The organism is Actinokineospora fastidiosa (assembly GCF_014648415.1).
GTDB lineage: Bacteria > Actinomycetota > Actinomycetes > Mycobacteriales > Pseudonocardiaceae > Actinokineospora > Actinokineospora fastidiosa.
Window position 1 is genome coordinate 1,186,496 of sequence record NZ_BMRB01000002.1, and the last position, 11,321, is coordinate 1,197,816.

11 protein-coding genes are annotated in these 11,321 nt (G+C 73.9%); 10 read left to right on the forward strand and 1 reads right to left on the reverse strand.

The annotated features are described in order from the left end of the window. Nucleotides 1-86: 86 nt before the first annotated feature. The 6 genes from IEY98_RS15380 (at nucleotide 87) to IEY98_RS15405 (ending at nucleotide 6,054) form a co-directional block, all read left to right on the forward strand. Complete coding sequence (locus IEY98_RS15380) at nucleotides 87-917, forward strand: class I SAM-dependent methyltransferase (RefSeq protein WP_189211107.1); 831 nt, start codon at nucleotides 87-89, stop codon at nucleotides 915-917. Then, complete coding sequence (locus tag IEY98_RS15385; protein WP_229786933.1) at nucleotides 905-1,825, forward strand: GNAT family N-acetyltransferase; 921 nt, start codon at nucleotides 905-907, stop codon at nucleotides 1,823-1,825. Before IEY98_RS15380 ends, IEY98_RS15385 begins: the two co-directional genes overlap by 13 nt. A gap of 23 nt (nucleotides 1,826-1,848) precedes the next feature. Beyond that, nucleotides 1,849-2,814 carry an aldo/keto reductase gene (locus IEY98_RS15390; RefSeq protein WP_189211108.1) on the forward strand — a complete coding sequence of 322 codons (966 nt, stop codon included), beginning with the start codon at nucleotides 1,849-1,851 and terminating at the stop codon, nucleotides 2,812-2,814. A gap of 87 nt (nucleotides 2,815-2,901) precedes the next feature. After that, nucleotides 2,902-3,483 carry an ABC transporter ATP-binding protein gene (locus tag IEY98_RS15395; protein ID WP_189211109.1) on the forward strand — a complete coding sequence of 194 codons (582 nt, stop codon included), beginning with the start codon at nucleotides 2,902-2,904 and terminating at the stop codon, nucleotides 3,481-3,483. Nucleotides 3,484-3,553: 70 nt separating this feature from the next. Continuing rightward, nucleotides 3,554-5,482, forward strand: a complete 1,929-nt coding sequence (locus IEY98_RS15400; RefSeq protein WP_189211110.1) for a YhgE/Pip domain-containing protein — start codon at nucleotides 3,554-3,556, stop codon at nucleotides 5,480-5,482. Next, nucleotides 5,479-6,054, forward strand: a complete 576-nt coding sequence (locus IEY98_RS15405; RefSeq protein ID WP_229786934.1) for a TetR/AcrR family transcriptional regulator — start codon at nucleotides 5,479-5,481, stop codon at nucleotides 6,052-6,054. The genes IEY98_RS15400 and IEY98_RS15405 overlap by 4 nt, the downstream gene beginning before the upstream one ends. 120 nt (nucleotides 6,055-6,174) lie before the next feature. Here IEY98_RS15405 and IEY98_RS15410 read toward each other — a convergent pair whose 3' ends face one another. Continuing rightward, nucleotides 6,175-6,606: a hotdog fold thioesterase gene (locus IEY98_RS15410; RefSeq protein WP_189211112.1), complete on the reverse strand. Its 432-nt coding sequence runs from the start codon at nucleotides 6,604-6,606 to the stop codon at nucleotides 6,175-6,177. 83 nt (nucleotides 6,607-6,689) lie between these two features. Here IEY98_RS15410 and polA point away from each other — a divergent pair, with 83 nt between their 5' ends. The 4 genes from polA (at nucleotide 6,690) to IEY98_RS15430 (ending at nucleotide 11,170) form a co-directional block, all read left to right on the forward strand. Then, entirely contained in the window at nucleotides 6,690-9,410 is a 2,721-nt protein-coding gene (polA, locus tag IEY98_RS15415; protein WP_189211815.1) for a DNA polymerase I, read from the forward strand. Beyond that, a complete protein-coding gene (gene bluB / locus IEY98_RS15420; protein WP_189211113.1) occupies nucleotides 9,411-10,037 on the forward strand; it encodes a 5,6-dimethylbenzimidazole synthase in 627 nt (208 codons plus the stop codon). Between the two features lie 25 nt (nucleotides 10,038-10,062). Next, nucleotides 10,063-10,566 carry a Rossmann-fold NAD(P)-binding domain-containing protein gene (locus tag IEY98_RS15425; RefSeq protein ID WP_229786935.1) on the forward strand — a complete coding sequence of 168 codons (504 nt, stop codon included), beginning with the start codon at nucleotides 10,063-10,065 and terminating at the stop codon, nucleotides 10,564-10,566. 145 nt (nucleotides 10,567-10,711) lie between these two features. Continuing rightward, on the forward strand, nucleotides 10,712-11,170 hold the full coding sequence (locus IEY98_RS15430; RefSeq protein WP_189211114.1) for an NUDIX hydrolase: 459 nt from the start codon (nucleotides 10,712-10,714) through the stop codon (nucleotides 11,168-11,170). Nucleotides 11,171-11,321 lie beyond the last annotated feature (151 nt).

Sequence of the window (11,321 nt, forward strand, 5' to 3'; positions counted from 1 at the left end):
GCCAGCACGAAATCCACTGCGCGGGCGATATCCTACGCGGCTGGCCGCTGCCTGGGCAAACCTGGGGTGGCTGCGAAGATGGACCGGTGTCCAGCGACAGCCACGTCAGCGCGGAACGGGCCCTCGGCACCGCCGGGATCGCCCGCAGGCCGGTCGGGTCGACGGAGTCCCAGGCGGCGAATATCGCCTGGTGGGACGCCGACGCCGACGATTACCACGCCGAGCACGGCGAGTTCATCGGACCGGCGGAGTTCCGCTGGTGCCCGGAGGGGCCGACCGAGGCCGAGGTCGGCTTCCTCGGAGAGATCGCGGGCCGGTCGGTGCTGGAGGTGGGCTGCGGCTCGGCGCCGTGCGCGCGCTGGCTGACCGCGCAGGGAGCCTATGCCGTCGGGCTGGACCTGTCCGCGGGGATGCTGGCGCACGCGCGCCGGATGAACGCGGCGACGGGCATCGCCGTGCCCCTGGTCCAGGCGAACGGCGAGCGGCTGCCGTTCGCCGACGGCTCCTTCGACCTGGCCTGCTCGGCGTTCGGCGCGGTGCCGTTCGTGCCCGACGTCGGGGCGGTGTTCGCCGAGGTGGCGCGCGTCGTGCGGCCGGGCGGGACGTGGACGTTCGCGGTGACCCACCCGATGCGGTGGATCTTCCCGGACGACCCGGGGCCGGACGGGCTCACCGCGCGGACCTCCTACTTCGACCGGACGCCGTACGTCGAGGTGGACGCGGAGGGGCGCGCGACGTACGTGGAGCACCACCGGACCCTGGGCGACTACATCAGCGCGCTCGACGACGCCGGGTTCCACCTGTTCGACCTGGTGGAGCCGGAGTGGCCGGAGGGGCACACCCGCGAGTGGGGCCAGTGGAGCCCGCTGCGCGGCAGGCTGTTCCCCGGGACCGCGATCTTCCGGTGCGTGCGGTGATCCTGGACGCCCTGACGCGCGCGCAGGCGGCCCGGTTCGCCGCGCTGGACCCGCTGCTGCCCGAGCCCGCTCCCCCGCCGGACGGCGCGGTGCTGACCGCGGCGCTGCCCGGCGGCGAGCGGGTGGCCGGGGTGGTGGTGCGGACGCTGCACCAGCCCGGGGCGGCGCAGACGCTGTGGTCGGCGCGCGATGTGCGCGAGCTGCACCCGATCGTCGGCGGGACCGGGGGTGCGGGCGTGGACGCGCTGCTGAGCCGGTGGCGGCAGCGGCTGGAGCCGTCGGGGCCGGACTCGTCGTGCGTGGTGACCTGGCCCAGCCGGGACGCGGAGGCGACCGCGCCGCTGCTGGCGCACGGGTTCGTGCCGCTGACCGTGCTCGCGGCGCGGACCGGGCGGCTGCCGCTGGGGACGAGCGTGTGCTCGGTGCGCAGGGCGACGCCCGCGGACCTGGACGCGCTGGTGGACCTGGCGATGGCCGAGGTCGAGTACGCGGCGCTGGTGGGCGGCGGGATCGTGCGGCCGGACGCGCGGGCGATCAAGCGCGCGACGGTGTCCGGGCACCTGGAGCGCGGCGACCCGACCTGGATCGCGGAGCTGGAGGGCGTCGCGGTCGGCATGGTCGAGGCGTGGGAGACCGACGCGCAGCCGGGCAGCTGGGCGCGCACCCGGGTGCGGGCGGGGCGCTGGGTGTTCGTGAACTGCCTGTCCGTGCTGCCGTCGGCGCGCGGGCTTGGGGTGGGGCGGACGCTGATGGACGCGGTGCACGGCGCGCTGCTGGGGCCGCGGTCGGCGGGGTCGTTCCTGTACTACAACCCGCCGAACCCGCTGTCGCCGACGTTCTGGGCGCGCCAGGGGTACCGGCCGCTGTGGACGGTGTGGGAGCTGCGCCCGGCCGACGCCCTGCGCTGAGCCTTCCGGGCATAGTCGGGATCATGCGATACCGACTCTTCGGCACTACCGGGCTGCGCGTCTCGGAACTCCTGCTGGGCACGATGGCGTTCGACGACGCCGACCAGGCGCGCCGCCTGATCGGGGCGTACGCCGACGCGGGCGGCAATGTCCTGGACACCGCGTCCGCCTACGGAGAGGGCGAGGCGCTGCTCGGCTCGGTGGTCGCCGACCGGGACCGGTTCGTGATCGCCACGAAGTACACCCTCACCCGGGACGCGACCGACCCCAACGGGGGCGGGAACCACCGCAAGAACCTGGTGCTGTCGCTGGAGCGGAGCCTGCGCAGGCTGCGCACGGACTACGTCGACATCCTCTGGGTGCACGTCTGGGACCGGCACACGCCGGTGGAGGAGACCATGCGGGCGCTGGACGACGCCGTCCGCGCGGGCAAGGTGCTCTACATCGGGATCTCCGACTCCCCCGCCTGGCTCACGGCGCGGGCGAACACGCTGGCGGAGTGGCGCGGCTGGACGCCGTTCGCGGGGCTGCAGGTGCCGTACAGCCTGCTGAACCGCGACGCCGAGCGCGAGCTGCTGCCCATGGCCGACGCGCTCGGGCTCAGCGTCGCGGCGTGGGCCCCGCTCGCGGCGGGCAAGCTGGCGGGCGGCACCAGGCGCAGCGACCCGGGCTCGCTCACCGGGCGGGAGCGCGCGGCGGCCGACGCGGTGCGGGCGGTCGCGGACGAGCTCGGCGCGACCCCGGCCCAGGTCGCCGTCGCGTGGACGCGGCGCCGGTCGCGCTCGGTGCTGCCGCTGGTGGGGGCGCGCGATGTCGACCAGCTCACCGACGTCCTGCGGTCCGTGGACCTGACCCTGCCCGACGAGGCGGTCGCGCGGCTGGAGGCGGCCGTGGAGTTCCGGCTGGGCTTCCCCGCCGACTTCATCGCCGAGTGCGAGCCCAGCCCGTTCGTCTTCGGCGACGCCGCCACCCGGGTCGACGGGCGGTAGCGGGCGTCACCCGTCCTCCGGTTGCCCCTCGGTCCCGCGCGGCGCAGAATGTGAACTGACCGGTCAGTCTAAATCGGGGGTCGGGTCATGGAGATGCGCGCCGACGCGGTGGCCGTCGCGGGGATGCTCGCGGCGACGTCGCTGCGGGTGGGGTCGGGCCAGCTCGCGGTGGTCGCCGGGGAGCCGGGCGACGGGCACACCGCGTTCGGGCTGGCGATCACCGGCAGGCTGCGGCCCACGTCGGGCACGGTGACCGGGGTCGAGCCCCGCCGGGCCGCGGTGGTGGACGCGCCCGGGGTCAGCGAGCCGGAGGGGAAGCTGCGCACCGCCGACGTCATCGCCGAGGCGCTGGCCCTGGCCGGGAGGCGGGCCGACGCGGACGAGATCGCCCGCGGGCACGGCCTCGATCCCCGCGCGCGGTTCGAGGCGGCGCCCGCCGAGGCGCGCACGGCGCTGCTGACCGACCTCGCGGCCGCCGACCTGCTGGTCCTCGACTCCCCCGACCGCCACAGCGGCGACCCGCAGGCCTGGTGGCCCACGGCGCTGCGCCACGCCCGCCGCGGCCGGGCCGTCGTCGTGCTCTGCGGCGGCGCGGCCGCCCGGCTGCTGCCCATCACCCCCGCCCTGCTCGGCGAGACCGAGCAGCCCGAGCCCCTGGAGACCCGGTGAGCGAGCTAGCGAGCGAACCAATGTCACAGGGCCGCCGCGAGCGGCGCCTCGGAGCCTGCGAGGAGGCGTCGTGAGCGCCCTCCGTCTCGCCCGCACCGAGCTGCGGCGGATCACCTCGGGCACGCTGCCGAGGCTGGCGGTGCTCGCCCTGGTGCTGGTCCCGCTGCTGTACGGGTCGCTGTACCTCTACGCGAACGCCGACCCGTACGACCGGCTCGACCACATCCCGGCCGCGCTGGTCGTCGAGGACACCGGGGACGCGGGCGCGAAGGTGGCCGCCAGCCTGCGCGAGTCCGGCGCGTTCGACTGGCACGAGGTGGCCGCGCCGGAGGCCGTCGACGGCGTGCGCGCGGGCCGCTACACCTTCTCCCTCACCCTGCCCGCCGACTTCACCTCGGCCCTGACCTCCGCCGAGGGCGAGACGCCCCGGCAGGGCCTGATCACGGTCACGACGAACGACGCCAACAACTACCTGGTCGGCACGATCGCCGACCGGGTGGTGGCCGAGGTGCGGCGCTCGGTGGCGACGGAGGTGGGCACGGCCGCCGCCGAGAAGTTCCTGGTCGGCTTCGGCACCATCTACGACCGCACGCGCGAGGCCGCCGACGGCGCGACCCGGCTGACCGACGGCGCCACCCAGGCCGGGAACGGCGCGGCCGAACTCGCCAAGGGCCAGCGCGCGCTGCTGGACGGCGCGCGCTCGCTGGCCGCGGGCGCGGACAAGGCCGCCACGGGCGCGGCGACGCTGTCGGACGGGCTGGCGACCCTGCGCGCCAAGACGGCCCAGCTGCCCGCGCAGACGCGTGCGCTGGCCGACGGAGCCGCGCAGGTCGCGGCGGGCAACGAGAAGGTGGCCACCGCGGGCGAGGCCGTCGCGTCGGCGGCCGACAGGGTCGTCACCCGGCTCGACACCGAGGTGGAGAAGCACCTGCGGGAGGCGGGCGTCCCCGAGGACGTGATCGCCGAGACCGTCGGCGAGCTGCGCGCCCCGATCGATCAGGCGAACGCCCAGCTCCAGACCACGGCGGCCGACCTGCGGAAGCTGGCGGACGGGGCCGGGAAGGTCGCGCGCGGCGCGGACACGCTCGCCGACTCCACCCCCGCGCTCACCCAGGGCATCGCGAAGGCCGCCGACGGCGGCGCGGCGCTGGCGAGCGGCACCGCCGACCTCCGCGACGGCGCGGTCAGGCTGCGGGACGGCGAGGCCACCGCGGTCGACGGCGCCGACCGGCTCGCCTCGGGCACGCGGCAGGTCGCGGGCGGGGCCGCCGAGCTGCGCGACGGCCTGGCGGCCGGGCTCGGCGAGATCCCGCACCCGGACGCGGCCGCCCGCGACGCCGCCGCGCGCGCGATCGGCGACCCGGTGGCGGTGCGGACCATCGGGGAGAACGCCGCGGGCAGCTACGGCGCGGGGCTGGCGCCGTTCTTCCTCGGGCTGGCGACCTGGATCGGGGCGTTCGTGCTGTTCCTGCTGCTGCGCCCGCTGTCGTCGCGCGCGCTGGCGGCCGGGCACAACGCGGTGCGCACGGCGCTGGGCGGGTGGCTGCCCGCGGCGGCGCTGGGGGTGGCGCAGGTCGTGGTGATGTTCGGGGCGGTGTCGTTCCTCGTCGACATCCAGCGGCCGCTGGGCGCGCTGGCGTTCCTGGCGCTGACGACGCTGGCGTTCACCGCGATCGTGCACGCGCTCAACGCGCTGCTCGGCGCGGTCGGCAAGTTCGTCGCGCTGGTGGTGCTGATCCTGCAGCTGATCAGCGCGGGCGGGACGTTCCCGTGGCAGACGCTGCCCGAGGCGCTGTACCCGCTGCACGCGGCGCTGCCGATGGGGTACGTCGTGGACGGGCTGCGGCACCTGATCTACGGTGGCTCGCTGTCCGGGCTGGGCGTCGACGTCGGCGTGCTGTGCGCGTACCTGATCGGAGGACTCGTGGTGTCCACTGTGGCCGCCCGGCGGCAGCGGGTGTGGACCCCGTCGCGGCTGCGTCCGGAGCTGGTCCTGTGAGCCGCACGGACGCGACCCGCCGCAGGCTGTTCGAGGCGACGCTGCGGCTGGTGGGCACGCGCGGGATGGTCGGGCTCACGGTCGACGAGATCGCCGCGGAGGCGGGCGTCGCGAAGGGCACGGTGTACTACAACTTCGGCAGCAAGGACGGGCTGATCGACGCGCTGCTGCGCTACGGCGTCGACGTGCTGGCGTTCCGGCTGTCCGATGCGGGCGACGGGGACGCGCGCACGACCCTGTCGCGGCTGGTCGAGGGCATGCTCGACTTCTTCGCCGAGTACCCGACGTTCGCGCAGCTGCTGGTCAGCGAGCTGTGGCGCACGCCGAGCCAGTGGCAGGCCACGCTGTCGCTGCTGCGGGAGCGGATCACCGCCCTGATCCGCGCCCAGTTCCAGCGGCTGGCCGACTCCGGCGGGCTGCCCGCGGGCGTGCGGGTGGCCACTGCCGCGTCGGCGCTGTTCGGGACGGTGCTGGTGGTCGCCCTGGACTGGCAGGTGTTCACCCCGGACCAGACCCGCGACGAGGTCCGCGACAACGTGCTGAACCTCATCCAGGGCCTGCGGGAGGGATGAGGGTGACGACCAGGGGCTGAGGCTCGGCGGGTGGCTGACTTGGGCGGCGCCGCACGACCTCGGCCCGGTCCGTCGTCGGCGGGGTGGCGTCGCGGCGCGGCCCGCCGCGAGCGCCTCACCTCACCTGGCGCCGGGGGCGCGGTCCAGGACCATGCAGGTCAGCCGGGCGGTGCAGGTGCGCCTGCCGGTGTCGTCGTAGATCGCGATCTCGAAGGTCGACGAGCTGCGGCCCACGTGCAGCGGGGTGCACACGCCGGTGACCTCGCCGTCGCGGACGGCGCGGTGGTGGGTGCAGGACAGCTCCAGCCCGACGACGGTCTTGCCCTCGGGCGCGTGCAGCGCCCCGGCGATCGAACCCAGCGTCTCGGCCAGCACGCCGTTCGCGCCGCCGTGCAGGAGCCCGTACGGCTGCAGGTTGCCCGCCACGGGCATCGTGGCGACCAGCCGGTCCTTGTCCCACTCGGTGATCTTGATGCCCATCCGGTCCTCGAGCAGCTGACCGGCGAGGTCCTCGCGGACCGGGTACCAATCCGGCACCGAAGACTCGCTCATTGACCCTCCTACGGGTGACGGCGACGTGCCGCGGGGTGACTGTCGGTGCTCCACCCTAGACTCGGGCCGTGCCTGCGAAGACCGTGCCCGCCAAGTCCGAGACGCCCGCCCCGACGGCCGTGCGCCGCCTGCTGCTCATCGACGGCCACTCGATGGCGTACCGGGCGTTCTTCGCGCTGCCCAAGGAGAACTTCTCCACCGGCACCGGCCAGCACACCAACGCGGTGTACGGCTTCACCTCCATGCTCATCAACCTGCTGCGCGACGAGGCCCCCACGCATCTCGCGGTGTGCTTCGACCTGTCGCGGCAGACGTTCCGCTCGGAGGCGTTCGCCGACTACAAGGCCAACCGCAGCGCATCGCCCGACGAGTTCAAGGGCCAGGTCAGCCTCATCCAGGAGGTGCTGACCGCCCTGCAGATCCCGATGCTGTCCAAGGAGAACTACGAGGCGGACGACTGCATCGCCACGCTGACGACGCTGGCCACCGCCCAGGGCTACCACGTCGCGATCTGCACCGGCGACCGGGACGCGCTGCAGCTGGTCACCGACCAGGTGACGGTGCTCTACCCGGTCAAGGGCGTCTCCGAGCTGGCCCGGTTCACCCCCGAGCTGGTGCTGGAGAAGTACGGCGTCAGCCCCGGCCAGTACCCGGACTTCGCCGCGCTGCGCGGCGACCCGAGCGACAACCTGCCGAAGATCCCCGGCGTCGGCGAGAAGACGATCGCCAAGTGGATGCAGCAGTTCGGCTCGCTGGACGCGATCATCGACCGGGTCGACGAGGTCAAGGGCAAGGTCGGCGACGCGCTGCGGGCGAACCTGTCCAGCGTGGTGCTCAACCGCCAGCTCACCGAGCTGGTGCGCGACGTGCCGCTGGGCGTCGAGCCGGACGAGCTGGCCGTGCGGCCGTGGGACCGCGACGCCGTGCACCGGCTGTTCGACGAGCTGGAGTTCCGGGTCCTGCGCGACCGGCTGTTCGAGACGCTGTCGACCGCCGAGCCCGAGGCCGAGGAGGGCTTCGAGGTCAGCGGCGGCGCGCTGGCCCCCGGCGCGCTGCCGGGCTGGCTGGCCGAGCACGCCGGGCCGGGCACCCGCGTCGGCCTGTCGTTCCGCGACCAGCAGGTCGGCGTGTCCGGGCAGGCCGTCGAGCTGCGGTCGATCGCGCTGTCGGGGGTCGACGGCGCGGGCGCGTACGTCGACGTCACGTCGCTGGACGAGGGCGACGAGACGGCGCTGCGCGCGTGGCTGTCCGACCCGGGGCGGCCGAAGCTGGCCCACGACGTCAAGCGCTCGCTGCACGCGCTGCGCCACCGCGGCTGGGAGCTGCACGGCCTGGTCACCGACACCGCGCTGGCGGCGTACCTGGTGCGGCCGGGGCAGCGCACGTTCAGCCTCGACGACCTCGTGCTGCGGTACCTGCAGCGCGAGCTGCGCGTGGAGCAGAACGACGGCGAGCAGCAGCTGTCCCTGCTCGACGAGGAGGGCGACGACGAGCGCAGGCTCGCCGCGGGCGAGATCGTGCGCGCGCGGGCCATCGCCGAGCTGGCCGACGCGCTCGACGCGGCGCTCGCCGAGCTGGGCCAGGACAAGCTGCTCGCCGAGATCGAGCTGCCGCTGCTGCGGGTGCTGGCCGAGCTGGAGGCCGACGGCATCGCCGTCGACGTGGTTCGGCTGCAGGAGTTGGAGTCGCACTTCGGCGCCCGGGTGCGCGACGCGGAGCGGGCGGCGTTCGACGTGATCGGCAAGGAGATCAACCTCGGTTCGCCCAAGCAGCTGCAGGTCGTGCTGTTCGACGAGCTGCAGATGCCCAAGACGAAGAAGACGAAGACGGGCTACACCACCGACGCCGACGCGCTGACCACGCTCTACGAGCAGACCGAGCACCCGTTCCTGCGCCACCTGCTCGAGCACCGCGACGCGATGCGGATGAAGATCACCGTCGAGGGCCTGCTCAAGTCCGTCGGCGACGACGACCGCATCCACACCACGTTCAACCAGACGATCGCGGCGACCGGGCGGCTGTCGTCCACCGAGCCGAACCTGCAGAACATCCCCATCCGCACGGCCGAGGGCCGGATGATCCGCGACGCGTTCATCGTCGGTCCCGGCTTCGGCGAGCTGATGTCGGCCGACTACAGCCAGATCGAGATGCGGATCATGGCGCACCTGTCGGAGGACGAAGGGCTCATCTCGGCGTTCCGCTCCGGCCACGACTTCCACGCCGCCACCGCGGCGCGGGTGTTCTCCGCCGAGCCGTCTGAGGTCACCGGGGAGCAGCGGGCCAAGATCAAGGCCATGAACTACGGCCTGGCCTACGGGCTCTCCGCGTTCGGGCTGTCGCAGCAGCTGCGCATCTCCACCGAGGAGGCGCGCGGGCTGATGGAGGAGTACTTCGCCACCTTCGGCGGCATCCGCGACTACCTGGCCGAGGTCGTCGCCCGCGCCCGCAAGGACGGCTACACCGAGACGATCTTCGGCCGCAGGCGCTACCTGCCGGACCTGACCAGCGACAACCGCCAGCGCCGGGAGATGGCCGAGCGGATGGCGCTCAACGCCCCGATCCAGGGCAGCGCCGCCGACATCATCAAGGTCGCCATGCTGCGCGTGCAGAAGGCGCTGCGCAAGGCCGGGACCGCGACCCGGATGCTGCTGCAGGTGCACGACGAGCTGGTGTTCGAGGTGGCTCCCGGCGAGCGGGAGTCGGCGGAGGCGCTGGTGCGCGCGGAGATGGCGGGCGCGTTCGACCTGCGGGTCCCGCTGGACGTGTCGGTCGGCTACGGCCGCTCCTGGCACGCGGCCCACTAGATGGACCTCTACGAGGCCATCGGCCGCCGTCGTGACGTGCGGGCCGAGTTCACCGAAGAGCCGCTCGACGACGAGGTGCTGACCCGGGTGCTGGGCGCGGCCCACGCCGCGCCCAGTGTCGGCCTGACCCAGCCGTGGGACTTCATCGTCATCCGCTCGCCGTCGACCAAGGCCGCCTTCCACGCCCACGTGCGCTCCGAGCGCGACACCTTCGCCGCGACGCTGTCCGGCGAGCGGCGGGCCACGTTCGACCGCATCAAGATCGACGGGGTGCTGGAGTCGGCGGTGTCGGTCGTGGTCACCTACGACCCCGGCCGCGGCTCCCCCGCCGTCCTCGGCAGGCACGCCATCGCCGACGCGGGCCTGTACTCGGTGTGCCTGGCCATCCAGAACCTCTGGCTGGCCGCGACCGCCGAGGGCCTGGGCGTGGGCTGGGTGAGCTTCTACCGCGAGGACTTCGTGCGCGACCTGCTGGGCATCCCGGAGCGCGTGCGCCCGGTCGCCTGGCTGTGCCTCGGTCCGGTGTCGACCCTCCACACAGTCCCCGACCTGGAACGCCACCGCTGGCGCACCCGAATCCCCCTCGACGAGGTCGTGCACCGGGAACGCTTCCCGACGGTTGACTAGCCCATCTGGGGGTACATTCCGAGACGTGAACAGTCGACGCGGCCTCATCCTGGGCGGAACCGGAATGCTCGCGGGCGTGTCCACCACCCTGGTGGCCGCGGGCTGGCACATCGTCCTGCCGAGCAGGCGCTACGCGCCCCTCGCCGTCGACGGCACCGGCCGCGCCCGCTGGGTCCGCGCCGACTGGACCCGCCCCAACGACCTCGCCTGCCAGGCCGCCCGCGTCCTCGGCGGCCAGGCCGACCTCCTCGTGGCCTGGGTGGCCGACACCGTCCGCATCCCCGTCCTCCGCGCCGTAGGCCCCCTCCTCAAACCCCACGCCCCGGTCGTCGAGGTCCACGCGGACCGCCCCATGGACCCCGTGCTGGACACCCACCGCACCCACCAGGTCGTCCTGGGCGAGGTCGGCTACGCAGGCCGCACCCGCTGGCTCACCGACGAGGAGATCACCACCGGCGTCCTCGAGGCCATCGACCGCGCCCTCGCAGGCCAACCCCCCATGGCCCGCCGCCTGGCCGAACGCGTCTGACCCCACCCGCTCCGCTTCCCCTACGCTTCCTCACCACCCGCAACGCCGCCGTCGCCCCGCAACCCCGCCGTCACGCCACCGGACCCGCGGTAGCGGCATCACCCCGTGGCGGCATCACCCCCGCAGTCCGGAAGGCCCCCGCCCCATGGCTGACCGCCACCTCATCGACGTCCACGTCCTCCTCCTCCGCGACGACGAAGTCCTCCTAACCCAACGCAAAGGCGGCCCCTGGGACGGCATGTGGCACCTCCCCTCCGGCAAACTCGACGCGGGCGAACCCGCCACCACCGCCGCGGCGCGGGAAGCCGCCGAAGAGGTCGGCGTCCACATCGACCCCACCGACCTCACCTGCGTCCACACCATCCACGTCAACGGCTCCGGCCCCGAACCCCGCCTCGGCCTCTTCTTCACCACCACCCGCTGGACCGGCGAACCCACCAACCAGGAACCCGACAAGTGCTCCGCCCTCGCCTGGTTCCCCCTCCACGACCTCCCCCACAACACCATCGACTACCCCGCCCAAGGCATCCACGCCTACCGCGACGGCACCACCTTCAGCGAACACGGCTGGCTCCCCCGCACCCAGCACGCGCACGTCGGGTAGCACCCCGACCGTCCGCTTCTGCCGTCGAGGGTGAGCGACCCACTCGGCCGTCGAGTGTCAGCGACTGTCGTCGAGTGCCAGCACCTCCCGGGGCCTCACGCTCTCCACCGTCTAACCCTGCCAGGCACTCACCGCAGGGCTGCCACTCGTG